Annotated in this window: 30 protein-coding genes and 1 pseudogene; 13 read left to right on the top strand and 18 right to left on the bottom strand. The window is 72.6% G+C overall.

Features of this window, described 5'->3' with window-relative positions:
- Window positions 1-1,358 (bottom strand): HAMP domain-containing protein (locus ACWD6N_RS33905; RefSeq protein ID WP_450006131.1); only part of this gene is annotated, 1,358 nt, incomplete at its 3' end.
- A gap of 85 nt (window positions 1,359-1,443) precedes the next feature.
- Between ACWD6N_RS33905 and ACWD6N_RS33900 the strand changes: the two genes are divergently transcribed.
- Both ACWD6N_RS33900 and ACWD6N_RS33895 read left to right on the top strand, forming a co-directional pair.
- A complete protein-coding gene (locus ACWD6N_RS33900; RefSeq protein ID WP_387323173.1) occupies window positions 1,444-2,121 on the top strand; it encodes a 5-formyltetrahydrofolate cyclo-ligase in 678 nt (225 codons plus the stop codon).
- Window positions 2,118-2,324 (top strand): annotated as a pseudogene (locus tag ACWD6N_RS33895) (FmdB family zinc ribbon protein); the annotation flags it as partial. The gene ACWD6N_RS33900 and the pseudogene ACWD6N_RS33895, both read left to right, overlap by 4 nt.
- 14 nt (window positions 2,325-2,338) lie before the next feature.
- Here ACWD6N_RS33895 and ACWD6N_RS33890 read toward each other — a convergent pair.
- Window positions 2,339-2,551 (bottom strand): hypothetical protein, encoded by a 213-nt coding sequence (locus ACWD6N_RS33890; RefSeq protein WP_354964639.1) that lies wholly within the window; start codon window positions 2,549-2,551, stop codon window positions 2,339-2,341.
- Window positions 2,552-2,760: 209 nt separating this feature from the next.
- Between ACWD6N_RS33890 and ACWD6N_RS33885 the strand changes: the two genes are divergently transcribed.
- Window positions 2,761-3,336: a flagellar biosynthesis protein FlgA gene (locus ACWD6N_RS33885; RefSeq protein WP_449937317.1), complete on the top strand. Its 576-nt coding sequence runs from the start codon at window positions 2,761-2,763 to the stop codon at window positions 3,334-3,336.
- A gap of 66 nt (window positions 3,337-3,402) precedes the next feature.
- On the opposite strand, the gene ACWD6N_RS33880 is transcribed toward ACWD6N_RS33885, so the two are convergent.
- On the bottom strand, window positions 3,403-3,585 hold the full coding sequence (locus ACWD6N_RS33880) for a hypothetical protein (RefSeq protein WP_074316562.1): 183 nt from the start codon (window positions 3,583-3,585) through the stop codon (window positions 3,403-3,405).
- 104 nt (window positions 3,586-3,689) lie between these two features.
- Between ACWD6N_RS33880 and ACWD6N_RS33875 the strand changes: the two genes are divergently transcribed.
- Window positions 3,690-4,010 (top strand): hypothetical protein, encoded by a 321-nt coding sequence (locus tag ACWD6N_RS33875; protein ID WP_354964587.1) that lies wholly within the window; start codon window positions 3,690-3,692, stop codon window positions 4,008-4,010.
- A gap of 18 nt (window positions 4,011-4,028) precedes the next feature.
- Here the strand turns inward: ACWD6N_RS33875 and ACWD6N_RS33870 are convergent, their stop codons facing one another.
- A complete protein-coding gene (locus ACWD6N_RS33870; protein ID WP_449937319.1) occupies window positions 4,029-4,511 on the bottom strand; it encodes a DUF2231 domain-containing protein in 483 nt (160 codons plus the stop codon).
- A gap of 198 nt (window positions 4,512-4,709) precedes the next feature.
- On the opposite strand from ACWD6N_RS33870, the gene ACWD6N_RS33865 reads away from it, so the two are divergent.
- Both ACWD6N_RS33865 and ACWD6N_RS33860 read left to right on the top strand, forming a co-directional pair.
- A complete protein-coding gene (locus tag ACWD6N_RS33865; RefSeq protein WP_089017851.1) occupies window positions 4,710-5,138 on the top strand; it encodes a Fur family transcriptional regulator in 429 nt (142 codons plus the stop codon).
- 60 nt (window positions 5,139-5,198) lie between these two features.
- Entirely contained in the window at window positions 5,199-6,062 is an 864-nt protein-coding gene (locus ACWD6N_RS33860; protein WP_449937322.1) for an oxygenase MpaB family protein, read from the top strand.
- A gap of 19 nt (window positions 6,063-6,081) precedes the next feature.
- Here the strand turns inward: ACWD6N_RS33860 and ACWD6N_RS33855 are convergent, their stop codons facing one another.
- The 11 genes from ACWD6N_RS33855 to ACWD6N_RS33805 all read right to left on the bottom strand — a co-directional run bounded on the left by ACWD6N_RS33855 (window position 6,082) and on the right by ACWD6N_RS33805 (window position 14,521).
- A complete protein-coding gene (locus ACWD6N_RS33855) occupies window positions 6,082-6,909 on the bottom strand; it encodes a RecB family exonuclease (RefSeq protein ID WP_449937345.1) in 828 nt (275 codons plus the stop codon).
- A gap of 138 nt (window positions 6,910-7,047) precedes the next feature.
- On the bottom strand, window positions 7,048-7,662 hold the full coding sequence (locus ACWD6N_RS33850; RefSeq protein WP_089017854.1) for a MarC family protein: 615 nt from the start codon (window positions 7,660-7,662) through the stop codon (window positions 7,048-7,050).
- A 40-nt stretch (window positions 7,663-7,702) separates the two neighbouring features.
- On the bottom strand, window positions 7,703-8,575 hold the full coding sequence (locus tag ACWD6N_RS33845) for a PHP domain-containing protein (protein WP_354964583.1): 873 nt from the start codon (window positions 8,573-8,575) through the stop codon (window positions 7,703-7,705).
- A 70-nt stretch (window positions 8,576-8,645) separates the two neighbouring features.
- A complete protein-coding gene (locus ACWD6N_RS33840; RefSeq protein WP_450006129.1) occupies window positions 8,646-9,818 on the bottom strand; it encodes a hypothetical protein in 1,173 nt (390 codons plus the stop codon).
- 83 nt (window positions 9,819-9,901) lie between these two features.
- Window positions 9,902-10,678, bottom strand: a complete 777-nt coding sequence (locus ACWD6N_RS33835; RefSeq protein WP_387323161.1) for a SigE family RNA polymerase sigma factor — start codon at window positions 10,676-10,678, stop codon at window positions 9,902-9,904.
- A 103-nt stretch (window positions 10,679-10,781) separates the two neighbouring features.
- On the bottom strand, window positions 10,782-11,657 hold the full coding sequence (locus tag ACWD6N_RS33830; RefSeq protein ID WP_449937328.1) for a PH domain-containing protein: 876 nt from the start codon (window positions 11,655-11,657) through the stop codon (window positions 10,782-10,784).
- Between the two features lie 6 nt (window positions 11,658-11,663).
- Window positions 11,664-11,822: a hypothetical protein gene (locus ACWD6N_RS33825; RefSeq protein WP_165942702.1), complete on the bottom strand. Its 159-nt coding sequence runs from the start codon at window positions 11,820-11,822 to the stop codon at window positions 11,664-11,666.
- Window positions 11,823-11,938: 116 nt separating this feature from the next.
- Window positions 11,939-12,619, bottom strand: coding sequence for a DUF6758 family protein (locus ACWD6N_RS33820; protein ID WP_450006127.1), 681 nt, complete (start codon window positions 12,617-12,619; stop codon window positions 11,939-11,941).
- An 81-nt stretch (window positions 12,620-12,700) separates the two neighbouring features.
- A complete protein-coding gene (locus ACWD6N_RS33815) occupies window positions 12,701-13,324 on the bottom strand; it encodes a TrmH family RNA methyltransferase (RefSeq protein ID WP_450006133.1) in 624 nt (207 codons plus the stop codon).
- Window positions 13,325-13,377: 53 nt separating this feature from the next.
- Window positions 13,378-13,893, bottom strand: a complete 516-nt coding sequence (locus tag ACWD6N_RS33810; protein ID WP_450006125.1) for a hypothetical protein — start codon at window positions 13,891-13,893, stop codon at window positions 13,378-13,380.
- A gap of 112 nt (window positions 13,894-14,005) precedes the next feature.
- Window positions 14,006-14,521 (bottom strand): MaoC family dehydratase, encoded by a 516-nt coding sequence (locus ACWD6N_RS33805; RefSeq protein WP_089017858.1) that lies wholly within the window; start codon window positions 14,519-14,521, stop codon window positions 14,006-14,008.
- 548 nt (window positions 14,522-15,069) lie between these two features.
- On the opposite strand from ACWD6N_RS33805, the gene trxA reads away from it, so the two are divergent.
- The 3 genes from trxA (at window position 15,070) to ACWD6N_RS33790 (ending at window position 16,975) form a co-directional block, all read left to right on the top strand.
- Window positions 15,070-15,432: a thioredoxin gene (trxA, locus tag ACWD6N_RS33800; protein ID WP_007455291.1), complete on the top strand. Its 363-nt coding sequence runs from the start codon at window positions 15,070-15,072 to the stop codon at window positions 15,430-15,432.
- 152 nt (window positions 15,433-15,584) lie between these two features.
- A complete protein-coding gene (locus tag ACWD6N_RS33795) occupies window positions 15,585-16,025 on the top strand; it encodes a hypothetical protein (protein WP_354964576.1) in 441 nt (146 codons plus the stop codon).
- A complete protein-coding gene (locus ACWD6N_RS33790) occupies window positions 16,022-16,975 on the top strand; it encodes an MFS transporter permease (protein WP_450006123.1) in 954 nt (317 codons plus the stop codon). The genes ACWD6N_RS33795 and ACWD6N_RS33790 overlap by 4 nt, the downstream gene beginning before the upstream one ends.
- Here ACWD6N_RS33790 and ACWD6N_RS33785 read toward each other — a convergent pair.
- Window positions 16,939-17,358 carry a thiol-disulfide oxidoreductase DCC family protein gene (locus ACWD6N_RS33785; protein WP_354964574.1) on the bottom strand — a complete coding sequence of 140 codons (420 nt, stop codon included), beginning with the start codon at window positions 17,356-17,358 and terminating at the stop codon, window positions 16,939-16,941. The genes ACWD6N_RS33790 and ACWD6N_RS33785 overlap by 37 nt on opposite strands.
- Before the next feature lie 93 nt (window positions 17,359-17,451).
- Here ACWD6N_RS33785 and ACWD6N_RS33780 point away from each other — a divergent pair, with 93 nt between their 5' ends.
- A complete protein-coding gene (locus ACWD6N_RS33780; protein ID WP_450006121.1) occupies window positions 17,452-19,515 on the top strand; it encodes an intein-containing Rv2578c family radical SAM protein in 2,064 nt (687 codons plus the stop codon).
- A gap of 26 nt (window positions 19,516-19,541) precedes the next feature.
- Window positions 19,542-19,949: a CoA-binding protein gene (locus ACWD6N_RS33775; RefSeq protein ID WP_450006119.1), complete on the top strand. Its 408-nt coding sequence runs from the start codon at window positions 19,542-19,544 to the stop codon at window positions 19,947-19,949.
- Between the two features lie 82 nt (window positions 19,950-20,031).
- Here ACWD6N_RS33775 and ACWD6N_RS33770 read toward each other — a convergent pair whose 3' ends face one another.
- The gene (locus ACWD6N_RS33770; protein WP_450006117.1) at window positions 20,032-21,228 is read right to left on the bottom strand and encodes an acyl-CoA dehydrogenase family protein; all 1,197 of its coding nucleotides are present in this window, start codon (window positions 21,226-21,228) and stop codon (window positions 20,032-20,034) included.
- A gap of 172 nt (window positions 21,229-21,400) precedes the next feature.
- Between ACWD6N_RS33770 and ACWD6N_RS33765 the strand changes: the two genes are divergently transcribed.
- Complete coding sequence (locus tag ACWD6N_RS33765) at window positions 21,401-21,937, top strand: DUF4190 domain-containing protein (RefSeq protein ID WP_450006115.1); 537 nt, start codon at window positions 21,401-21,403, stop codon at window positions 21,935-21,937.
- A gap of 37 nt (window positions 21,938-21,974) precedes the next feature.
- Here the strand turns inward: ACWD6N_RS33765 and ACWD6N_RS33760 are convergent, their stop codons facing one another.
- Complete coding sequence (locus tag ACWD6N_RS33760) at window positions 21,975-22,880, bottom strand: SDR family NAD(P)-dependent oxidoreductase (protein ID WP_354964569.1); 906 nt, start codon at window positions 22,878-22,880, stop codon at window positions 21,975-21,977.
- Between the two features lie 115 nt (window positions 22,881-22,995).
- Between ACWD6N_RS33760 and ACWD6N_RS33755 the strand changes: the two genes are divergently transcribed.
- Window positions 22,996-23,496: a DUF4190 domain-containing protein gene (locus ACWD6N_RS33755; protein WP_450006113.1), complete on the top strand. Its 501-nt coding sequence runs from the start codon at window positions 22,996-22,998 to the stop codon at window positions 23,494-23,496.
- Window positions 23,497-23,635: the final 139 nt, after the last annotated feature.

Here is a 23,635-nt window from a genome sequence, read left to right as displayed (position 1 = left end):
CCGCCGACCGGCGCCGCAGGCGCGCCCGGGGCCGCCGTGGCGCCGCCGCCCGGGGTGGCGAAGGGGACCGCGACGTATGTGTGGCAGCGCGGCTCACCCGCCGGGGCGTCGGTCGGCCCCGCCCGCCCACGTTGGGGCTCCCCGGTGGCGGCAACAGCGCCGACGACGCCGACGCCCACCGGCACCCGTAGCGTCTCCGTCTCGTCCCCCTCCGGCCAGCGCCCGTCCAGCCCCTCGGTGCACTGGGCGACCAGCACCCCATCGGCCTCCACCAGCAGCACCGCGCCGGCCCGGGCCCCGGTCGCCGCGATGGCGCTGTGCAGGATCACCCGCAGGATGCGTTGCAGGTCGTGCGTGCTGGCCAGGGTGTCCCCGAGGACGGCGAGGTGGCCGCGTAGCTGGTCCCGGCTGCTGGTCAGCGCCGTCACGTACGACCCGGTCTCCCGGGTCATCCGGTTGAACGCGGCGGCCAGCCGGCCCAGCTCGTCCCGGGTGCGCACCGGCACCCGGGCGGTCAGGTCGCCGTGCGCCACCCGGTCCACCGCGCCGGCCAGCTCCACCAGCGGCCGGGTGGTAATCCGGGCCAACCGCCAGGCGCTCAGCACGGCGAGCAGCCCGGCCAGCACGACCACGCCGACCAGCGTGACGTGCAGCGCGGGTGGCCGTTCGCTCGGCACGGAGAGCACCAGCGGCAGTGGCTGCCCGGCGGAGGGCCCGATGCGCCGCACGTACCGGCCCTCGGAGGTCTCGGTGACCCGCTCGCCGTCGGTGGCGCTGGCGGCGGCCAGCACCGCGTCGCGTACCTCACGGGATTCGGTGGTATGGGTGACCCGCCCGGCGCTGGCACCGCCGTCGAGCAGGGTGACGGCCACGCCGGTCACCGCGGCCAGCCGCGCCACGAAGGCCGGGTCGACCAGTTGCGCGGCGACTACCGTGCCCAGCAGAGTGCCGGCACGGTCACGCAGGTCGACCCGGGCGGCCAGGGCGCGGACCGGGCCGGACGGCGCGACCGTGCCCGAGCAGTCCCGCCAGGGGGTCGACGGCGCGCCGGGCGAGGCGTACGTGACCTGGCCGGTCACGTCGGTGATCAACACCCCGGCGGCAAGCCCCCGGCCAACCAGTTGATCAGCGGCGCCGGCCGGATCGCCGGTGAGGGCCACGGCGTCGGCGGTGGCGCGTAGCTGCTGACAGAGCGCGTCGACCGAGGTACGCACGGTGGACGCCGCCACGGCGAGGCGCTCGATGGAGCGGCTGCGGTCGACGGCGGCGAAGGTGGAGGCGACGAAGAACGCCCCGAGCAGGACCGGCCCGAGCACCACCACGAGGAATGCTGCCGTCAACCGCCCCCGTAGCGTCACTCGGTCCCCCCGGACGTTCCGCTTTCGTTGCTTGCGATGCTGACACAGAGCAACCGTGGGAGAGGCGTTGCGTCAGGAGTGTTGCGTGCCGGAATTTTCTGATGAAGCGGAAGTGACCCGGGTGGCGAAGCGGGACGCGCGGGCCGAGCTGCTCGCCCGCCGTCGGGCGCTGAGCGGTCCGGCCCGGGCCGCCGCCGCCGGGCGCGTCCAGGCCGAGCTGGTCGCGCTGGTACGCCGGCTGCGCCCGCGCCGGATGACGGCGTACGTGCCGGTCGGCTCCGAGCCGGGCGGGGCCGACCTGCCGGAGGTGCTGCGGGCGGCGCTGCCGGCCGACGCCGAGCTGCTGCTGCCGGTGCTCCGCGCCGACCTCGACCTGGACTGGGCGGCGTACACCGGTCCGGATGCCATGATCGCGGCCGGGCGGGGTATCCGGGAGCCGGTCGGCCCCCGGCTCGGGGTGGCCGCGGTGACCGACGCGGGTCTGGTGGTCGTTCCGGCGCTGGCGGTCGACCGACGCGGCCGGCGGCTGGGCCGCGGCGGTGGCTCGTACGACCGGGCGCTCGCCCGGGTGCCCACCGCGACGCTGACCGTGGTGCCGCTGCACGACGGCGAGCTGGTCGAGGCGCTTCCCGTGGAGCCGCACGACCGTCCGGTCCGCGCGATCGTCACCCCTGCCGACGGGGTGCGTACGCTTGACGACGGCCCGGGTGCGGCGCATGGTGTCGCGCCCCACACGTCCGCTGGACGAACCCGGGGCGAATGACGCACCATTGGCACTCGAATACGTCGAGTGCCAACTGGCTGAGCCCACATCCGGAGGAGAACGTGCCCACGTACCAGTACGCCTGCACCGCGTGCGGTCACCAGCTCGATGCGGTCCAGTCCTTCTCTGACGCGCCGCTGACCGAGTGCCCGGCGTGCGCGGGGCGGCTGCGCAAGGTCTTCAACTCGGTCGGCATCGTCTTCAAGGGCTCCGGCTTCTACCGCACCGACTCCCGGGCTTCCGGCTCCGAGACGTCCGCTGGTGGTACGGCGGGCAAGCCGGCCAAGTCCGAGTCGTCCTCGTCGTCCTCAGGCGGAGACTCCGGGTCGTCGGGTTCCTCGACCGGGTCGACGTCCTCGTCGTCCGGATCGTCCTCGTCGTCCGGCTCCTCGTCGTCCGGCGGGTCGAGCGGCGGGTCGAGCAGCGGCAAGGCCCCGGCGGCCAGTTCCGCATCCTGACCGCTGCGCCCGAGCGGCGTGGTCGTCCCGTGTCATAGCAGGTCCGGCCGGTCGGTGGGCGTTGTCCACAGGCCGGCCGGTTGTCCACAGGCATCGGCGGACGATCAGCTGACCGGGTCCCGATCGGCCTAACCTGCCGTCCACGGGTGTCGCTGCGGCACCCCGCGACGGGAGGCGGCAGATGGCGACCGGCGATCCAGATTCCGCTCGGGCATTGCGGCCGCTGCGGCGGCTCGCCCTGCCCCGCGGGCGCACCCTGCTCCGGGCCGGCGTGGTCGCCGCGTTGCTCGGCTTGGCCGCCGCCGTCCTGCACACCCCCACCGGCTGCCCGCCGGCCACCAGCGCCACCCCGTCCCCCGGCCCGCCCGGCGCGGGACCGGTCGACGGGAAGGGGCCGGCCGGCACGGTCGACGGGCCGCAGCCGACCGGCACGAGCGCGACCACGGCCGGGGCGCAGGTGACGGCCGGCCCGTTGGCGCTGCCCAGCGGCGCGGTCGGGGTGCCGGTCCGGTTGGCCGAGCCGGCCGCACTGGCGGTGGTCCGCCCCGGGGCCCGGGTCGATCTGCTCGCGACGCCGCCGGGCGGCTCGGGCACCGAAGCCGCCCTGCTCGCCCCCCGAGCGCTGGTGCTGGACGTGCTGGGTGCCGGCGCGACCGACGGGTCGTCAGCGCTCTATCTGGCGCTCCGCCCTGACCAGGCGCAACGCGCGGTCGGGCTACCCGAGGGAAGCCGGTTCGCGATCGTCGTCCGCGGTTGACCGCGCACACCACCGAGACTCGCTACGGGGGCGGCAGCCGCGCCGACCCGCAGGACGGGAGCCGGGTCAGCCCCAGTGCGGAGGGCGTTCGGCGAGCAGCCAGTCGTCGTTGCCGCCGGGCCGCTCGCCCCAGCCGCGGTCGGTGTCGTCGGCGGTCTGCTCGGGCAGCACCACGAAGTCTTCGCTCAGGTCGACGGTGCGGTCATCGTCGCCGCGCGCGCCCTGCGTGCCGGGGTCCTCGGTGCTCACGAGCGGCAAGACTAGCGCAGCCGACGGCAGCGGACCGGTGGCAGACGGTGGCGCGCCGGCCAGAAGCGACCGAGCCGCCGGCCGCGTTGGTAGCGTCGGACGGCGTGACGACCCCCAGCGGTGGCAGCACCCCGGACGACTACTGGCGGCGACCCGGGACCGGCGGCGAGGAAGCACCCGACCAAGCCGCCGCCGCGCCCGCGCCCGGGTACGCCGGCCCACCGCCGAGCGTGCCGCCGCCGGCGGGCTGGCGTCCACCCGTACACCTGGAGCCGACGCCGCCCCGGCGGCTGCCGCCGCAGGACATGGCCGGCCTCGACGTGGCCGAGCAGCGCGCGCAGCGGGTCACCTACGGTTTCGGCGCGGCGGTCGGCGTGGTGCTGGTGGTCCTGGTCTGCCTGCTCTGCTCGCGGGTTCTCTTCTGACCCCGTCGTGACCGACGGTCAGAGGGTGGTGCCCCAGACGGCCTGCGCGCCGGAGTGGCCGGTCAGGTAGACGTAGACCAGGGCGGCGATGGAGAGCGCGACGACGGCCACCGCCAACACCGGGGTCACCAGTGCCGGCAGCCGCGGCACCCGGGGGTGCCCGCTGGTCGCCACCAACAGCAGGATGGCCACGATCCCGAGCGGCACCACGATCCGGAACAGGATGTCGCCGTAGCGGGAGTGCTCGAAGATCTGGTCGAAGATCGGGCCCTGGAAACCCCGGGCGACCAGCGCGTCGGTGAACGCCTCACCCGACTGGATGGCCACGAAGGCGGTCAGCGGAGCGGCCACGGCCAGGATGGCCACCGCCCAGTCCAGCCGGTGCCGCCAGCGCGGCAGTCCCACGTACGCGACGGCCAGCACAGCCAGCAGCGGCACGAACAGGACCACCGCATGGACCACCAGGACGTGTACCGGTAGACCCTGGATCTCCTCGAACATCGACACCCTCCAGGTGGATCACGGTCAGGGGGTGGCCAGCCTACGGTTCGCCGGCCGCCCCCAGGCTCTCGACCGGAGACACGCGCTGCCTCTCGATCGGGTTCACCGCGCCCCGATCCGGCCACCGCCGACTGTGTCCGCGGCCACCCCGACCGGACGTCGGTTGTCGGCGCCGGTCGCACGTGCTGTCATTGGCGCATGTCCGGTGCCGAGGAACTGCTGCGATCGAGGGGCCTGCGCGTCACCCGACCGCGCCTCGCGGTGCTCGACGTGCTGGCCGGCGGCGGCCACCTGGAGGTCGACGAGATCACCCGACAGGTCCGCGAACGCCTCGACTCGGTCTCCACCCAGGCGGTCTACGACGTGCTGGGGGCGCTGTCCCGGGCCGGCCTGTCCCGACGGATCGAGCCGGCCGGCAGTCCCGCCCGGTACGAGGCGCGCGCCGGCGACAACCACCACCACGTGGTCTGCCGGGGCTGCGGCGAGATCGCCGACATCGACTGCGCGGTGGGCAGCGCCCCCTGCCTCGAGCCGAGCGTCTCGCATGGCTTCGAGGTGGACGAGGCGGAAGTGACCTTCTGGGGTCTCTGCCCGGGCTGCCAGGCCCGCCGCTCCGCCGACAGCTGACCGGGCTCGCGTCGGGAAAGGTGGCCGGCGGGGTCGGCTTGGCCGTGGCACTCTTGGGCGGTGGACTCCGATGACCTCGGCCTCTTCGGTCCGGGTTCGGTCACGTGGAAGGTGCACGAGGAGCCGATCCTGATCGTCGCCGGCCTGCGTTCGCTCTACCTCCAGGCGTTGCACCCGCGCGCGATGGCCGGGGTCGCGCAGAACAGCGACTACCGCACCGACGCCTGGGGCCGCCTGGTCCGCACCGCCACCTACGTGGCGACCACCATCTACGGGACCACCGCCGAGGCGGAGGCGGCCGGGGCGCGACTGCGCCGGCTGCACGACCGGATGCGGGCCACCGACCCGGACACCGGCGCGGAGTTCCGGATCGACGAGCCGGATCTGCTGCGCTGGGTGCACGTCGCCGAGGTCGAGTCGTTCATCAGCACGGCCCGGCGGGCCGGGCTGCCGCTCACCGACGACGAGGTGGACGGGTACTACACCGAGCAGCGCCGTTCCGCCGCCCTGGTCGGCCTCGACCCGGGCAGCGTCCCGGGCACCGCCGAGGAGGTCGCGGAGTACTACCGCGCGGTGCGACCCGAGCTGCGGATGACCCGGGAGGCGGCGGAGACCGCGCTCCTGCTCACCGCCCCGCCGCTGCCGTGGAAACTCAACCTGCCGGCCCGACTCGGGCTCGGCCTCGGGCCAGCACGCTGGGCGTACCTGGGGGTCGCCGGCACCGCGCTCGCGCTGCTGCCGGCGTGGGCCCGCCGGATGTACGGCGGGCTCGGTCTGCCCACCACCGCCCTGTCGGCGGACCTGACCGTGCGCGCCCTGCGGCTGGCACTCGGCACGGTCCCCCGGCGCTACCGGGAGGGGCCGATCCGGCAGGCCGCCAGGCAGCGGGCCGAACGGCTCACCGCCACCCCGCTGGCCGGCTGACCCGGCGCCGCCAGAGGTTTCAGCCGTCGGTGGGTCGGTCCACGGCCGCCCACGGATCCTTGCCCGGCGTCTGCGCGCCGGTCGGGCAGTGCCGCCGGTAGTCGCACCAGCCGCAGCGCGGGCCGGGCGCCACGGGGAACGCCGCATCCGCGTCGCCGCCGTCGGCGACCGCCCGCTCGGCGGCCATGATGTCGCGGGCCGTCTCCTCGGCCCGGGTCAACTGCCGGGCCAGTGACTCGACGGTGTGGTCGTGACCCGCCACCGTGCCGGTCGGCAGGTGGTGCAGCTCGACCCGGCGGCACGGGCGGCGGAACACCCGCTCGGCCGCGTACGCGTAGAGCGCCAGCGCCTGCGAGCCCCGGGCGTCGTCGGTGTCCAGCCCGGTGCGACCGGTCTTGTAGTCGACGATGACCAGCTCCTGGCCGTCCGGCCCGGGGCGGGAGTCGATCCGGTCGGCGCGGCCGTTGAAGGCCAGCACGGCGGTCTTGACCGCCACCACCCGCTCGACGCCGAGCGGGTCGGCGTCCGGCTCCAGCGTCTCGACGTACGCCTCCAGCCAGCCCAACGCCCGCCGGTAGGCGGCCCGCTCCTGCTCGTCGTCGCGGTAGCCCTCGCGGACCCAGGTGCCCTTGAGCAGGGTGGCCAGCGCCTCTGGGCGACGCCGGTCAGCGGGCAGCGCATACCAGTTCTTCAGCGCGGTGTGGACGCTGGCGCCGAGCGAGTTGTGCGCCCACGGCGGGCCCTTGGGCGGGGCCGGCCGGTCGACGTAGGAGTAGCGGTAGCGGCGCGGGCAGTCCGCGTACGCACCGAGCTTGCTCGGGGTGCAGACGAAGAGCCGCTCCGGCATGCCCTCGAAGCCGAGCTGCTCGGCGCTGCCGGCACGTTGCTGCGGGGCTCGGCCGCCGGCGGCCGGTCGTCCGGCTGAAGAGGATCGTCGCACGCCTGCGATCCTGCCACCCACCCCCGACAGCACGGGGGTGCCGGGTCAGGTCATGTTCACGTACTGCGTGACGAAGGCGGCCACCGCGTCCGCGATGAGCTGCACGGCGATCGCGGCCAGCAGCAGGCCGGCGATCCGGGTCAGCACCTCGATCCCGCCGGGGCGCAGGATCTTCACGATGCCGCCCGAGAAGCGCAGCACGATCCAGACCGCGACCATCACGGCGAGGATCGCCGCGGCGATGGCGGTGAAGTCGCCCAGCCCGTCGGCCTGCTGGACGAAGAGCATGGTGGCGACGATGGCGCCGGGGCCGGCCAGCAGCGGGGTGCCCAGGGGCACCAGCGCGATGTTCGAGGTGACCTGCTGGCTGGGGTCGTCGGCCTTGCCGGTGAGCAGTTCCAGGGCGACCAGCACCAGCAGCAGGCCGCCGGCCGCCTGCAGGGCGGGCAGGTCCACGTGCAGGTAGTCGAGCAGGGTCTGCCCCGCCACCGCGAATATCACGATCACGCCGAGCGCCAGCGCCACCGCCTGCCAGGCCGCCCGGTTCCGGTCCCGGGCGGGCAGCGGGCCGGTCAGCGCGAGGAAGATCGGCATCATGCCCGGCGGGTCGGTGATCACCAGCAGGGTCACGAAAACCTCGCCGAACAGCTTCAGATCCACGTGATCAACCTAGCCGCGCCGTTGTGGACCGAAACCCGGATCAGCCCGAAGCGACCTCGGTCACCCCCGCGGCGACGATCCGCTCGTACGCCTCGACACCGGTGTTGAACGCCCCGAGCTGGACGGTCTTGTGGGTGCCGTGGAAGTCCGAGGAGCCGGTGACCAGCAGACCGAGCTCGGCGGCAAGTGCCCGTACGTGCGCCTGCTCGGCCGGGCTGTGGTCCTCGTGGTCGGCCTCCAGCCCGGCCAGCCCCGCGGCGGCCAGCTCGGCGATCAGCTCGTCGGGCACCACCCGGCCGCGTCGGGTGGCGCGCGGATGGGCGAAGACCGGCACCCCGCCGGCCGCCCGGACCAGCCGGATCGCCCGGAACACGTCGATGTCCTCCTTGGGCAGCCGGTACCGCTCGCCCAGCCAGTCCGGACCGAACGCCTCCCGGGTGCTCCCGACCAGGCCGGCCCGGATGAGCGCCTGCGCGATGTGCGGCCGGCCCACCGTGCCTCCCCCCGCGCCAGCCATAATGTCCGGCCAGCTCACGTCGACGCCGTCGGCGCGCAGCAGCCCGACGATGCGTTCGCCCCGCTCCTCGCGGGCGGCACGCACCCGGGCCAGCTCGGCGACCAGCTCCGGGTGGTCCGGGTCGAACAGGTACGCCAGCAGGTGCAGCGGCACCGGCGACTCCGTGCCGGACCAGCGGCAGGACAGCTCCGCGCCCCGGATCAGGCGCAGCCCGGGCGGCAGCGCCCGCACGGCCGGCGCCCAGCCGGCGGTGGTGTCGTGGTCGGTGATCGCCAGCACGTCCAGCCCCGCGTGGGAGGCCGCGCGGACCAGCTCGCCCGGGCTCAGCGTGCCGTCGCTGGCCGTCGAGTGGGCGTGCAGGTCGATTCGCGGGGCGGAGCCGGTACGCGAGGTCATCACCCGACGCTACCCAGCGCCACCGACCCGGTTCTGTCGAGGCCTGCCCGCTCGCGACCGGTGCAGGTGGTCAGGAGCCCGTCACCACGACCGGCCGGTTCCCCGGCTGCACGTCGGGCGCCGGGACCGCCTGGGCCTGGTTTCCGGCCCGCACCCGGCCGACGTCGACCCGGACCAGCTGGCCGGCGCCGTCGACGTAGGTGGCGTCCGAGTCGGTCGTCCAGGCGATCGCGCCGGTCGCAGGCGGCCCGGCCGGCACGGCGGTCATGTCCGGTCCGAACCGCTGCAGGTCGACCAGCAGTGCGCGGGCGGCCTTGCCGACCCGCCCGTTCACCAGCAGCCACCGCCCGTCGGCGGAGATCCCGCCGACTCCGTCCTCGCTCAGCTGCGGACCGCAGCCGGTGCTGACCCGCTTCAGGTCACGCTTCGGGTCGAGTACGGCCAGGCAGGTCCCGCTCGTGTCGCCGGCGGCGACCTGGCCGACCAGCCGTCCGTCGGGCAGCGCGCCGTAGACGCTCAGCGTGGTCCGGTCGATCCCCACGGTCAGCTGCCCGGCGCCGGGCCGCCACAGGGCGTGGCCCGCGCGGTCCGGGTCGAGCCGGACCAGCACGCTGTCGCCGACGAACCGGACCGGTTCCGCGTCGGCGGGTAGGGAGGTGCGCACCGGCCCGATGAGCTGGGTGCCGACCACCCCCGCCACCAGCAGGCCGGTGCCGTCGCGCCAGGCGACCTGGCGGCCGTCGGGTGCCACGACGATCGCGCCCGCCCCGGCCAGCAGCACCTGCACCAGCCCGTCGCGCTGCGCCACCCAGAGGGAACGGCCAGCGGCGGTCGGAGCGCCAACCACCAACCAACCGCCGCCGCCGGGCAGCAGGTGGGCGGCTTCGGCCGGCCCGACGCCGGACAGCTCCAGCCGCCCCCCGGTCGCGCTGATCAGCGTTCCGTCGACGAGCAGGTCGAGGGACGTCCCGGGCGAGGGCGCGGGGGCGGGTGCGGCCGAGGGAATCGGCCGGGCCGACGGGTTCGGGTCACCGATCACGACGATGGGTGTGCCCTGCCCACCGGAGTCGTCACCGAGCTGGGCCATCACGGTGCTGACCAGCACCGTGGCGACCGCCGCGAGGGCGAGGCCGCCCGTGGTACGACGGCGCCGGATCCGGTTCGCCCGGCGGATGGCCTGGCCGGCCGGATCGGGGCTCAGTGGGCGGGGTACGGCGACCTGGTGCGAGAGGGTCTCCCGCACCGCACCATCCAGCTCGTCAGGTCGCACGTGGTAGGGACGCGGCGGGCTGCCCGTCAGGTTGCCTGACCGCCCCGGGAATGCTTTCACCGCTGCTCTCCGGTGCCCGTGCCGACCGGCACGGCCGCCGGATCGACGGCCAACTCGACCGGCAGCTCGACCGGACGGGGGGCGATCGGGCGGGGCACGGCCGGACGGGACGCCGGGTTGGTCGTCGTCCGGGGCCGGCTGGGCGCGGCACCGCCGGTGGCCGTGACCTGCCCGCTCGGGGTGGTCGCGCCACCGGCACGCGCGGGGCCTGCGCCGCTCCGGAGCGTCCCGGCAACGGCGGTCCGGCCGCCGGTGGTGGCCTCGCCGGCCAACTCCGGTGCGGCCGCGCCCATCCGCCGGCGCAGCGTGGACAGCGCCCGGGAGGCCTGGCTCTTCACGGTGCCCGGGGAGATGTTCAGCATCGCGGCGGTCTGCGCCTCGGACATGTCCTCGTAGTAGCGCAGCACCAGTACCGCTCGCTGCCGGTTGGGCAGCTCCCTGAGGTGCCGCCAGAGCAGGTCGCGGTCCAGCTGCTGTTCGATCTCGTCGACACCGGCGCGCTCGGGCAGCACCTCGGTGGGGCGCTCACCGTGCCAGCGCCGCCGCCACCAGCTCGTCGATGTGTTGACCATCACCCGCCGGGCGTACGGCTCGACCGCCTCGATCCCACCGAGCCGCTTCCACGCCAGATAGGTCTTGGTCAGCGCCGTCTGGAGCAGGTCCTCGGCCGTGGCCCAGTCGCCGGTGAGCAGGTACGCGGTCCGCAGCAGGGCGGCGGAGCGAGCCGCGACGAAGTCGCGAAACTCCTCCTCCAACGGGTCCCTGCTCGCCACCACGCACCTCCGCACCCCAGCCGTCCTGGCAGAGTGCCATGTCAGAGGCGCTCCGGTCCATGACGAAAGGTGCGCACTTGCTCCGATGTTCGGACGAAAACCTTCACGCCCCGTCGTCGGCCTTGGCCTCGTCGGCTTCCTTGCCCAGCCGCGCCTCGACCGCCTGCGGCTCGTACATCTCTTCGACCACTCGCAGGTAGAGCTCGTTCGGGTTGGGCAGGTTCTTGATCTCGCGTAGCGCCTGCTCCTGGCCGGCGGACTCCAGCACGAAGGTGCCGTAGTTGAGCGCCCGACCGGAGGGCGTCTGCTCGTACTTCATGTCGGTGACCCGGACCAGCGGCATCATGGCCACCCGGCGGGTGATGATGCCGTTGACCACCATGACCCGCTTGTTGGTCAGGATGAACCGGTCATACCACCAGTCGGCGACCTTCCACGCCACCCAGCCCATCACCGCGAACCAGAGCAGCACGGCGACGGTGGTCAACGCCCCGACGTTCTGCCCGGCGAGGAAGCCGGAGAGGTAGCCGAGCACGAAGGTCGCCGCGATGCCGACCAGCAGCGGGGTGGTGAGGTGGATCCAGTGCCGCTTCCACTCACCCCGGTAGCGCTCGGTGGGGAAGAGGTAGCGGGCGACCAGCGAGCTGGGCTCGTCCTCCAGCGGCAGCACCCGCCGGGGGGTGGCGCCGGTCGCGTCGGCGCGCAACCCGGCCAGCTCGTCCTCGGAGATCTGCGGAGGCTGGTAGCCGGCCTCCGGATCACGGATCCAGGCCCGGCTGGAACGACCCTCACCGGCGTAGCCCGGCCCGTCGCCGTAGCCGACGTCGTCCGATAGGGACGGACCGTCGGACAGGCCGGGGCCGGCGCCGTAGCCCGGGCCGTCGTCGGGCCCGATCCGCGGGATCGGCTCGGTGTCGCGCTCGCGGCGCTCCCGGTCGGGGTCGTCCGGGTCGAAGGGTGGACCGGAGGGGCTGCCCATGGGCGGCTAGGCGACGAGGCTGGTGAAGAAGTCGCCGAACCCCTGGGCGATATCGACGATCCCGCCGCCGAGCGACTTGAACACATCCGCCGCAGAGTTTGGCCGGTAGGCGACGAAGAAGATCAAGAATGCGATTCCGGCCCAGGTGAGGACCTTCTTGACCATGGCGGGCCATCCTCTCGCGCGGCGCCGGGTCCCATTACCGCAGCGGCACCCAGAGTATCAGTGTGGTGTCGTACAGTGAATATCTGCGTCCGTTCTCCGTCAATCCGGGAGCCATGTCAAGCTCTCCCGGGTAGGTACGGGGACGGTGCGCCGTACACGAGCTCGGGCGGAGTCCACTCGGTCAGGTCGTGCAGCACGACATCTTCCGCGAGCAGGTGACCCGCACTCGCCGGCCAGGCTATCGCATGCAGCCACATTCCCCGAGCCTCGCCGGCGTACGCGCTTCGATCCGTCGGCGAATTCACGAGCCACAGTGGAGTGGGATGCCCGCCGACCCGGATCCGGGCCTGCCCGACGTGCTCGGGGTGGCCCGGCCCAGGGTCGGTCAACGCGTCGGCCAACTCCGGTCCGGGGTCCGGGCCGGACAGCCCGGCCAGCCGGGTGCCCAGGCCGACGCCCGGCTCCTCTGCCACGAAGAGCAGATCGGCCGGGCCGCCACCGAGCGGCGCCGGGCCCGCGCAGGCCACCGCGGTCGCCCGCACTCCCGTGCGGTCGTCCCCGGCGTACGCCACGCCGGTGAGGGTCCAGCCGGGCGGCAGCGGCCACGGGCACCACAGCGGCGTGCCCGGCGGATCCGCGGTCGCCGCGGTGATCCGGTCCACCACGCTCGCCAGGATGTCCGCTCCGATGTGCTCGGGCACGTGCAGCGGTGGCACCGGGCCACAGTGCAGGCACCTCGATTCGGTGTGCATCAGATCCGGCGCCCGTACCGGGCCCCCGCATCTCGGACAACTCACCGCGACACTCACATCCCCACCGTCACCCCGGACCGCCGGCCCGTCAAGCCGGAACGCCCGATTCGGCACCCAGGGGCGTGGTCAGTCCGGCGGCGGCCCGGCGTGGGTGCGGATCCACGCGTGCATGGCGATGCCGCTGGCCACACCCGCGTTGATCGACCTCGTGGAGCCGTACTGGGCGATGGAGTAGAGCTGGTCGCAGGCGGCGCGGGCCGGTTCGGAGAGACCGGGCCCCTCCTGGCCGAACAGCAGCACACACCTCCGCGGCAGGGTGCCGGTCTCCAGTGGGCGCGATCCGGGCAGGTTGTCGATGCCGAACACCGACAACCCCTGCCCGGCGGCCCAGCCGACGAACTCCTCGATCGTCTCGTGGTGTCGGACGTGCTGGTACCGATCGGTCACCATCGCGCCGCGTCGGTTCCACCGTCGCCGTCCGACGATGTGCACCTCGGCGGCGAGGAAGGCGTTGGCGTTGCGGACCACCGTGCCGATGTTGAAGTCGTGCTGCCAGTTTTCGATGGCGACGTGGAACCCGTGCCGGTGCCGGTCCAGGTCGGCGACGATGGCCTCGTGCCGCCAGTAGCGATAGCGGTCGGTCACGTTGCGCCGGTCCCCCTCGGCCAGCAACTGCGGGTCGTAGCGCGGGTCGTCCGGCAGGTCCCCCGGCCAGGGGCCCACGCCCACCTCAAGCTGGTCGTCGGTCACGGTCATCAGAGAGTACGGACCCGTCCCGCGCTCGCCACCGACGGCCTGCCGGTTCAACCCAGCCCGAGCGCGCCACCGAGCCGGTCCAGGAACCGCCGGTCGGCCGGGCTGGCCGACCGGTCGGCCGAGGGCTCGCCGGGGGCGGGCACCGCCCGGCAGACCCGGGCCGCGACCGACTGCACCCACTGGCGGTACGCGGCCGAGTCGGCGGGGTCGGCGCGCCGGTGCAGGACCCGGACCGCCGCCCGGCAGGCGGCCAGCAGGTCCACCAGATCGGTGAGCCGTTCGGTCGGGGGCTGGGTGCCGTCGTGGCGGGCGTAGATCGCGGCGACCACCGCGCGGACCAGATCGCTGTCGAACGCCCGGCCGGCGGCGACCGCGTCCAGGCCGGCCAGGCCCGCCATGACCCCGCGCGCGGGCCGGCCGGGGCCCGGGGCGGCGGCGGCCACGAGGACCCGACCGGGCAGGCTGGTGAGCAGGTCCCACTCGGCGGCGGAGTAGACGGCGGTGGTCAAGGGTGCGGCTCGGCGACCGGCAGAGGGCGGCTCTCTGGCAACGGAGTGGCTCATCGGAACCTCCGGCGCCAGCATATGCCTCGAAACGGGAATAGGGCCCCTTCCCCATCAGAACGTGATGTGGGAAGGAGCCCGTCGCCGGCGCGGGTAGCCCGCCCCGCGGTGCTCAGCGCGGCTCGGGGAAGCTGGGCCGCTCCGGGTCCACTCCCTCGGGGACGTTGCTGGCCGCGTACTCCCGCTTGGGGACCATGACCTTGCGGCGGAAGACGCAGACCATGGTGCCGTCCTGGTTGTAGCCGCGGGTCTCCACCGACACCACGCCCCGGTCGGGCTTGGAGCCGGACTCCCGCTTGTCCAGCACGGTGGTCTCGCCGTAGATGGTGTCGCCGTGGAAGGTGGGGGCCACATGCCGTAGCGACTCGACCTCCAGGTTGGCGATCGCCTTGCCGCTGACGTCCGGCACCGACATGCCGAGCAGCAGCGAGTAGATGTAGTTGCCGACCACGACGTTGCGCTTGAACTGGCTGGCCGTCTCGGCGTAGTGCGCGTCCATGTGCAGCGGGTGGTGGTTCATGGTGAGCAGGCAGAAGAGGTGGTCGTCGTACTCGGTGACGGTCTTGCCCGGCCAGTGCCGGTAGACCGCGCCGACCTCGAACTCCTCGTAGTAACGGCCGAACTGCATCCTGGTCCCCTTCGACGGGCGGCGATGGAGTTCGGCACAGCATGCCTTACCGGTGGTTAAGGTGACCCGCGGGGCGCGACCCCGGCGGAAAAGTCACACCGGTCGCTCGCTCGGGGGGAGACGCAATGAGCGGCGGGGCCCTCCCCGGCACCCGCCGCCCACGCTCTGATGCGGAGAATTCTGCCCTACGGCAGCGTAGGTTCAACAGAGACCGGCGTCACATTTACGCTTTTGTAACACTACTCTCCGTGGTTGAGCGCAGGGTGATCGGCGATCTCTGCAGGCCCGATACCTGCTTGTCAAGGGGCAAGTTACCAATTCGTAGCGCTCGATCGAGTGGATCTCCCTGGAAACGCTCCCATCACGTCCGGTCACGCAAGTGCGTCATGCACTTGCGTTCCGCAGATCGGAACGCACAGACGTGGGTCGATGACCCTCAGTGCCCGCAGTCAGCCCACAGCACGTTTCGTGCCCGACCGCCCGGGAATTCGATACGGTCAGCCCTGGTTCTACGGGACGTAGACAAACCGCGGTGATCGGAGAGTGCAATGGCAACCGTTGAGCTGACCTCGACGAACTTCGACGAGGTGACCGGCAACGACGGAATCGTCCTGGTCGACTTCTGGGCCGACTGGTGTGGTCCGTGCAAGCGGTTCGCCCCGGTCTACGAGCGCTCCTCGGAGAAGCACCAGAACATCGTCTTCGGCAAGGTCGACACCGAGGCCCAGCAGGAGCTGGGCGCCAAGTTCGACATCAGGTCGATCCCGACGATCATGGCGATCCGCGACGGCGTCATCGTCTTCGCCCAGCCGGGTGCGCTGCCGGAGTCCGCGCTGGAGAACCTGATCGAGCAGGTCGAGGCACTGGACATGGACGACGTCCGTAAGCAGCTGGCCGAGCACAACCACTGAGCCGTCCCCGCGACGGCACGCGAGGCCGGGCCCGGTACGGGCCCGGCCTTCGTCGTACCCGGAAGCGCGCACATGATCACCTGCCCGGGCAGGCGGAACTGACCGCCGGTGGGAACCAACGCGGTCGGTAGATCCCGTATCGTCACGACCCGATGGAGAACCTGACCACCCGCGGGCGCGTGACCCGGCTGGGCGCGACCGCACTCGGTCTCGTCCTGCTGCTGGCCGGCACCTTCTGGGGCAGCGACGACGACTTCCCGTTCGGCCCGTTCCGGATGTACTCCACCTCGAATCCGCCGAACGCGCCCGCCCCCGACACGCGAGTCGAGGGGGTGAACAGCTCCGGGGCCGTGATCGACCTGAACCAGGACGCGACCGGCATCCGCCGCGCCGAGATCGAGGGTCAGCAGGCCCGATACGCCGCCGACCCGACGCTGCTCACCGAGGTCGCCGACGCGTACGCCGAACGCCACCCGGACGCCGCCGAGCTGGTCGAGGTCCGCATCGTCATCCGCTGGCACGGCATCCGCGCCGGCCGGCCGACCGGCCAGCACACCGATGAGACCGTGGTCCGCTGGCAGGCCCCCCGATGAGTCGCTGGCTGACCGAAGCGGTACCGCGAGGCCGCATCGCCGCGTTCCGGACCCTGATCTACCTCTTCGTCGCCGCCGACCTGGTCGTCTTCACGCCCTGGGTACGGACCAGGGCCAGCGTGCCCGGCGAGCTCTACCAGCCGCTGCTGGTCGGCCGGATCCTCCCGCTACCCACCCCGACCCCGGCGCTGGTGGCGGTGATCTTCTGGGTGCTGCTGCTGCTCGCCCTGCTCGCCGCGACCGGACGGGCCCCCCGCCTGCTCGGCTGGTCGGTGTGCGCGCTGTACCTGCTGTGGATGATCATCGCGATGAGCTACGGAAAGGTCGACCACGACCGGTTCGGGCTGCTCGTCGCGCTGGCCGTACTGCCCACCGCCGGCCGCGCCCGGCACGGCGACACCACCCGCACCGAGGCCGGCGGCTGGGCGCTGCGGGTCACCCAGATCGCGGTGATCTGCACGTACTTCCTGGCCGCCTGGGCCAAGCTGCGCTTCGGCGGGCTGGACTGGCTGACCGGCTCGGTGCTCGCGCGGGCCATCATCCGGCGCGGCACCGACCTGGCGGACCTCATCGCCCAGGTGCCGTACCTGCTGATCGTCGCCCAGTTCGGCATCGTGGCCTTCGAGCTGTTCAGCCCGGTGGTCTTCCTGCTGCCGGCCCGCTGGCGGTCGGCCATGGTCGGCTTCTTCTACTCGTTCCACGTGGTGACCTTCGCGACCATCACCATCTCGTTCGCACCGCACCTGGCGGCGATGACCAGCTTCCTGCCGCTGGAGCGGGTCCGCCCGCTGGTCTGGGCCCGCCGGCTCGTCGGCCGCCCCACGGCCGAGCCGACGAGCGACGCGGTCCAGGACCCGCCGGAGCCGAGCGCGGCGCCGGCCCTGGAGGGCGCCGAGCCGGCGCCTCTGGGCGGTCAGCCGCCGGTGGTCGGGCGACCGGTCGGGCCGTAGAGCCGCTCCCGGGCCTCCTGCGGAAGGGCACACGCCGCCGTGCCACCCGGCAGCCGGTGCCGGTTGCGCGCCACCCAGCGGTACGCCGGCCAGGCCGCGGCGCGCGCCGGCGGGAAGCGCAGCCCGGCGCCGGCGACCCGCCAGACCGGGCCGCTCGCGGCGAGCAGCTTCGCGATGGCGTCCGGGCCGGCGGCGCGTGAGCCGTCGGCGCCGACCCACTGCACGGCCTCCTCGCACTCGTCGGCGGTGAGGCCGAGCGCGTCCAGGTCGGCGAACTGCCAGGGCACCACCCGCGCGGCGGTGGGGATGCGGCGTTCGATGAACTCGGCGCACCGGGTGCAGAACGCGCAGTCCCCGTCGTAGACGAAGGTCGACGTCTTCATGCTGTCCATCCTCCCCTCCGTCACCGCCCGACCGGGCACCGGTGTCCGGTGGGTCACTTGCGCTACCCTCGTACACGTGTTCGAATAGTGGCCATGCGCTGGGACAACCTCACCGCTCCCCCGGTTGAGGGAGACCCCGAGCGGGCAGCGCCAGCGACGCCAGCCCTGCCGCTGGCGCTGCCCGGCGCCGTCGCCCGCACCTTCGACACCCCGGAGTTCGCCGGGATGACCTTCTACGAGGTGCAGGCCAAGTCCATCCTCAACCGGGTTCCCGGGCAGTCCCGGGTCCCCTTCGAGTGGACCATCAACCCGTACCGAGGCTGCTCGCATGCGTGTGTGTACTGCGTCTCGGGGGACACCCCAGTCTTGATGGCGGACGGGCGCACCAAGCCGATCAGAGAATTGGAGCCGGGCGACCGTATCTACGGCACGGAGCGACGCGGCGCCTACCGCCGATACGTCGTCACCACCGTGCTCGACAAGTGGTCCACCGTGAAACCGGCTTACCGGGTCACCCTGGAGGACGGCACGACGCTCATCGCCAGCGGGGACCACCGCTTCCTGACGGAGCGAGGTTGGAAACACATCACCGGCGACATGGTCGGCACCGACCAACGCCCCTACCTCACCACCAACAATCGCCTGATCGGCACTGGCGCGTTCGAGACAACTCCGAAGGCCTCTCACGACTACCGTCGCGGCTATATCTGCGGCATGGTGCGTGGCGACGGAACCATAGGCACCTACGCCACAGGCAAGAGCTGGAGTCACCAGTTCCGCTTGGCGCTCGCGGACAGCGAGGCACTCGATCGTACCGAGCAGTTCTTGAGGGAAACGGGCGTCGAGACAAGCCGCTCCTCGTTCGGTCGGGCCATGCCTGACCGGCGGGAGATGGAGGCCGTCCGCGCTTCGGGTAAGCAGAAGGTCGATGCCATCAGGGAGATGATCCGATGGCCGAAGCATCCGACTTTTGAGTGGCAGCGAGGGTTCCTCGCTGGCATCTTCGATGCCGAGGGCAGTTGCAGCCAGGGCATCCTGAGGATCGCCAACTGCGATGATCAGATTCTCAGCTACACGACGGAAGCACTGCGCGCCTTCGGATTCACCAGTGTTCTGGAGGACCGCCGGCGGACCAACCGACTGCGTTACGTACGGCTGACCGGGGGTCTCCCGGCGCGGTTGCGCTTCTTCCATTTGACCGACCCGGCCATCACTCGCAAGCGGTCGATTGACGGTGCCGCGCTGAAGTGCCGGGCCGCACTCCGGGTTGTCGGCATCCAGGCGCTCGGGCTGGAACTGCCGCTGTGGGACATCACCACCGGCACCGGGGACTTCATCGCCAACGGGGTGGTCAGCCACAACTGCTTCGCCCGGAATACGCACACCTACCTCGACCTGGACGCCGGGGCGGACTTTGACCGTAAGGTGATCGTCAAGGTCAACGCCGGTGAGTTGGTCCGGCGGGAGCTGGCCGCGCCGAAATGGCGGGGCGCGCACGTCGCGATGGGCACCAACGTGGACTGCTACCAGCGCGCCGAGGGCCGATACCGGCTGATGCCGCAGATCATCGCCGCACTGCGGGACTTCGCCAACCCGTTCTCGATCCTGACCAAGGGCACGCTTATCCTGCGGGACCTGCCACTGCTGCGCGAGGCCGCCGAGGTGACCAGGGTGGGCATCTCATACTCGGTGGGCTTCGTCGACGAGCAGCTCTGGCGTTCCGTCGAGCCGGGCACGCCGCACCCGCGCCGGCGGCTGGACGCGGTCCGGGCGCTCGCCGACGCCGGTTTCTCCGTCGGGGTGCTGATGGCCCCAATCCTGCCCGGGCTGAGCGACACCGACGAGTCGATCGACGCCACCGTGTCGGCGATCGCCGCCGCCGGGGCGACCAGCGTGACCCCGCTGGCGCTGCACCTGCGCCCCGGCGCCCGGGAGTGGTACGCGCACTGGCTGGCCAGGGAGCACCCGCACCTCGTCCCCCGCTACCGCGAGCTCTACCGGGCCGGCGCCTACGCCCCGCAGGCGTACCAGCGGGAGCTGACCGCGCGGGTGCGGATCGCGGGCCGCCGGCACGGGCTGCACCGCGCTGATCTGGGCGACAACCGCAGCCTCCCCGAGCCACCACCACAGCCGGCTGAGCAGCTGACCCTGCTCTAGCCGGCGGGCGGCGCTACAGTCGGCGGGTGCGTACCGCTCAGCAGATCCTCGCCGACTCCGCCGTGATCGCCGTCGTGGGCGCGTCCCGCGACCCGAACAAGGCCGCGCACAGTGTGCCGTTGCAGATGCAGCGGCACGGCTGGCGGATCATTCCGGTCAATCCGAGCGTCGAGGAGCTCTTCGGGGAGCGGGCTTACCCCACGCTGGCCGACATCCCGCACCCGGTCGACCTGGTGAACGTATTCCGACCGGCAGCCGACGCCGTGCAGGTGGTCCGGGACGCGGCGGCGATCGGCGCCCCGGCGGTCTGGTTGCAGCTGGGCATCGTCTCCGCCGAGGCACGGCGGATCGCCGAGGCCGCCGGGATGGACTACGTCGAGGACCGCTGCCTCGCCGTCGAGCGCGCCGTCGGCGCCCTCACCCGCCTCGGCTAAACCGCTCCCGCACGCTGCGGCCGGATTCATCACGCTCACGATCGACCGCCGTCTGCTTCCCTGACTGCGGGCCGGGCGGAGGTCAGAGCTTGTATTCCTTGAGCAGGCCGCGGGAGATGATGGTCTTCTGGATCTCGGAGGTGCCCTCGCCGATGAGCAGGAACGGGGCCTCCCGCATCAGCCGCTCGATCTCGTACTCCTTGGAGTAGCCGTAGCCGCCGTGGATGCGGAACGCCTCCTGGACGACCTCGGCGCAGTATTCCGAGGCGAGGAGCTTGGCCATCCCGGCCTCGACGTCGTTGCGCTGGCCGGCGTCCTTGAGCCGGGCGGCGTTGACCATGAGGGCGTGCGCGGCCTCGATCTTCGTGCCCATCTCGGCGAGCTTGAAGGCGATGGCCTGGTGCTTGGCGAGCGGCTGACCGAAGGTCTTGCGCTGCTGCGCGTAGCTGACCGCCAACTCGAAGGCCCGGATGGAGATGCCGCAGGCGCGGGCGGCCACGTTCACCCGGCCCACCTCGATGCCGTCCATCATCTGGTAGAAGCCCCGGCCCACCTTGTCGGCGCCGCCGAGGATCGCCGAGTCGGGCACGGTCACCCCGTCGAGCACCATCTCGGTGGTCTCGACGCCCTTGTAGCCCATCTTGTCGATCTTGCCGGGGATGGTGAGGCCGGGTGCGGTCTCGCCGAAGCCCGGCTCCTTCTCCAGCAGGAAGGTGCTCATGTTGCCGTACACCGACTCGGCGCCGGTGTCGGTCTTGATCAGGGTGGCCACCACGGAGGAGTACGCCCCGTTGGTGAGCCACATCTTCTGACCGTTCAGCACGTAGCGGTCGCCGTCGCGGACGGCCCGGGACTTGATGGCCGAGACGTCGGAGCCGGTCTCCGGCTCGGACATCGAGAACGCGCCGCGTACCTCGCCGGTGGCCATCCTCGGCAGCAGCCGGGCCTTCTGCGCGGCGGAGCCGTGCTGGGAGATGAGGTACGCCACGATGAAGTGGGTGTTGACGATGCCGGAGATCGACATCCAACCTCGGGACAGCTGTTCCACCACCAGCGCGTAGGTGAGCAGCGACTCGCCGAGGCCGCCGTACTCCTCGTCGATGGTGAGGCCGAACAGCCCCATCTCGCGCATCCCGTCGAGGATGTCGGTCGGGTATTCGTCGGCGTGCTCCAGCCGCTGAGCGTGCGGGATGATCTCCTTGTCGGCGAACTCCCGGACGGTCTCCAGGATCGACCGCTGCACATCGGTCAGGCCGGGTGTCTGGGCGAGTCGAGCCATCTCAGCCTCCGGGGATCAGCGCACTACTCATGGGTAACGCTGGGTCAGTATCGGCCTCCGGAGCCGGCGAGGCCAAGGTGACCAGTCCACACAACCGCTGTGAAAAGGTTCACCGCTGCGGGTAGCGTCCGGCAAGAGGGACTTTTCCGGCACCGGCAGGAGGAGGACAGCCGTGAGCTACCCGCCGCCGTCGGGACCGCCCGGGGACGAGCAGCCGCCGTCACCCTACGAGCCACCCCCGGACCAGTCGCCCTACGCGCCTCCGCCGGCGGGGCAGACGCCGTACGCGCCGCCGCCGGACCAGTCGGCCTTCGGGCCGCCGGAGCGCTCGCCGTACGGGCCGCCGGCGGACGACCCCTCGCCGTACCAGCAGCAGGGACCGCACCAGCCGGCGTACTGGGCGCAGCAGCCGCCGTACCCTCCGCAGGGCCCCTACGGGCAGTACGGCCCTCCGTCGTCCGGACCGGGTCGGGGCACCAACGTGCTGGCGATCCTGTCGCTGGTGTTCGCCTTCGTGTTCCCCCCGGCCGGCGCTGTCCTCGGCCACGTGGCCAAGCGGCAGATCCGCACCAGCGGCGAGGAGGGCGGCCAGCTCGCCACCTGGGGATTGGTCCTCGGCTACGCCTTCACCGGGCTCACCCTGCTGGCCTGCTGTGGTTGGCTGGCGCTGGTCCTCATCGGCAACACCGGCGACAGCGGCGGCTACTGACCGGCGGCCAGGACCCGTCCCCTGTGGACGTGGCCGGTCAACGGAACCGGGCCTCGCGGACGCTGTTACCGCCGTCCACCACCAGCATCTGACCGGTGATGTACGAGGCGGCCGGCGAGCAGAGGAAGCTGATCGCGGCGGCGACCTCGTCCGGAGTGCCCGGTCGACCGACCGGGGTACCCAGCCCCTGCTTGATCTCCGCCATCGTGGACGCCGCGGTGTAGATGGTGCCGGGGGCCACCGCGTTCACGGTCACCCCGTCGGCGATCATCTCCATGGCCAGCGCCCGGGTCAGCCCGACCACTCCGGCCTTCGCCGCGGCGTACGCGGCCTCGGTGGGCAGAGCGTTGACCGGGCCGGCCGTGGCGGCCAGGTTGACGATCCGACCCCAGCCCCGCTCGGCCATCCCACCGATGAACGCCCGACTGCACAGGAACGCGGTGGACAGGTTGCGGTCGATCTCACCGCGCCACTCGTCGTAGGTCAGCTGCGCGACCGGCCGCAGCACACCCTGGCTGGCCCGACTGGCCAGGCCGGCGTTGTTGACCAGCACCTCGACGTCACCCAACTGCTCGGCGACCGCGTCGGCCAGCGCGCCGACCTCGGACTCGTCGGTCAGGTCCGCCACGAAGCCGGTCACCCCCAGTTCGGTGGCCCGCTCGTGGATGCGCCGGGTGGTGGAGACAATGGCCACCCGGGCGCCCAGGTCGGCGAGTCGGCGGGCGGTGGCGTACCCGATGCCGTCCGGGCTGCCCGCTCCGGTCACCAGGGCGACCCGCCCGTCGAGTCGCATGGTCACCGGGTCGGCGAGCGCGACCGGCTCGTCCGCGCCGGTGGCACCGGCCGGTGTGGCCGCACGGCCGCGCCGGCCGGCGCCGGGGCGGCTGACGTCCCGTCTCGGTCGACTGCCGGAACGATCGGCGGCGCGCGCATCCATTGCCATGCCAGGATCCTGCCCGGTCGGACGGGCCCGAGCAACGCGGCACCCGGGAGCGGGGGCATCCGGTTTGGTCGCCGCTGGCTACCCTGACGGCGCACCCGACCTGACGGAGAATCGCATGACCTATCCCCACGCACCCGGCGGCTGGACCGATCCCACCGGCCAACAGTCGAGCCCTCCGCTGGATCCGACCCTTGTGGCCGGTCAGCCGGTTCCCGCCCAGCCCAACCCGGCGGACCCGTACGCGCCGGTCGACCCGTACGCCGGTGGGCAGCTCCCCGCGGGCCAGCCCATGCCCGGCTACGCCCCGCCCGGCTATCCGCCGCAGTACGCCGGCTACGGCTACCCGGTGCCACAGAAGATCAACGGGATGGCGATCGCGGCGCTCGTTCTGGCCCTGCTCGGCTTGACGTCCTGCATCACCGCACCGGTCGGCGCGATCCTCGGTCACGTGGCCCAGAAGCAGATCCGGCTGACCGGCGAGGGCGGCGAGGGGATGGCGAAGGCCGCGATCATCGTCGGCTGGATCCTCACCGGGTTGCTGGTGCTGCTGATCGCCTTCTACGTCGTCATGATCATCATCGCCATCGCGACGAGCGCCGGCAGCGACAGCTACTGACCGGCGAGCGGGTCGGCACAGCGCCGGTTGTCGGGGGGGGGGGGGGGGCGGGGGGGCGGGGGGGGGGGGGCGGGGCGGGGGGGGGGGGGGCGGCCGCCCGCCGCGCCCCCCCCGGGGGGACAGCGGCCCCCCCCCGGAG

This window comes from Micromonospora sp. NPDC005163 (assembly GCF_053599835.1).
Note: the sequence above shows the minus strand (reverse complement) of the source record. Positions and strands in the feature narration are given on the sequence as shown.

Bases quoted from the DNA above. Each gene is read 5' to 3' on its own strand.
- ACWD6N_RS33855 (WP_449937345.1), bottom strand. From the start codon at position 6,909: ATGCCGGAGCGGCTCTTCGTCTGCACCCCGAGCAAGCTCGGTGCGTAC.
- ACWD6N_RS33885 (WP_449937317.1), top strand. From the start codon at position 2,761: ATGGCGACCGGCGATCCAGATTCCGCTCGGGCATTGCGGCCGCTGCGG.
- ACWD6N_RS33830 (WP_449937328.1), bottom strand. From the start codon at position 11,657: ATGGGCAGCCCCTCCGGTCCACCCTTCGACCCGGACGACCCCGACCGG.
- ACWD6N_RS33790 (WP_450006123.1), top strand. From the start codon at position 16,022: ATGAGTCGCTGGCTGACCGAAGCGGTACCGCGAGGCCGCATCGCCGCG.
- ACWD6N_RS33770 (WP_450006117.1), bottom strand. From the start codon at position 21,228: ATGGCTCGACTCGCCCAGACACCCGGCCTGACCGATGTGCAGCGGTCG.
- ACWD6N_RS33760 (WP_354964569.1), bottom strand. From the start codon at position 22,880: ATGGCAATGGATGCGCGCGCCGCCGATCGTTCCGGCAGTCGACCGAGA.
- ACWD6N_RS33795 (WP_354964576.1), top strand. From the start codon at position 15,585: ATGGAGAACCTGACCACCCGCGGGCGCGTGACCCGGCTGGGCGCGACC.
- ACWD6N_RS33805 (WP_089017858.1), bottom strand. From the start codon at position 14,521: ATGCAGTTCGGCCGTTACTACGAGGAGTTCGAGGTCGGCGCGGTCTAC.
- ACWD6N_RS33780 (WP_450006121.1), top strand. From the start codon at position 17,452: ATGCGCTGGGACAACCTCACCGCTCCCCCGGTTGAGGGAGACCCCGAG.
- ACWD6N_RS33755 (WP_450006113.1), top strand. From the start codon at position 22,996: ATGACCTATCCCCACGCACCCGGCGGCTGGACCGATCCCACCGGCCAA.
- ACWD6N_RS33785 (WP_354964574.1), bottom strand. From the start codon at position 17,358: ATGAAGACGTCGACCTTCGTCTACGACGGGGACTGCGCGTTCTGCACC.
- ACWD6N_RS33810 (WP_450006125.1), bottom strand. From the start codon at position 13,893: ATGAGCCACTCCGTTGCCAGAGAGCCGCCCTCTGCCGGTCGCCGAGCC.
- ACWD6N_RS33865 (WP_089017851.1), top strand. From the start codon at position 4,710: ATGTCCGGTGCCGAGGAACTGCTGCGATCGAGGGGCCTGCGCGTCACC.
- ACWD6N_RS33845 (WP_354964583.1), bottom strand. From the start codon at position 8,575: ATGACCTCGCGTACCGGCTCCGCCCCGCGAATCGACCTGCACGCCCAC.
- trxA (WP_007455291.1), top strand. From the start codon at position 15,070: ATGGCAACCGTTGAGCTGACCTCGACGAACTTCGACGAGGTGACCGGC.
- ACWD6N_RS33825 (WP_165942702.1), bottom strand. From the start codon at position 11,822: ATGGTCAAGAAGGTCCTCACCTGGGCCGGAATCGCATTCTTGATCTTC.
- ACWD6N_RS33870 (WP_449937319.1), bottom strand. From the start codon at position 4,511: ATGTTCGAGGAGATCCAGGGTCTACCGGTACACGTCCTGGTGGTCCAT.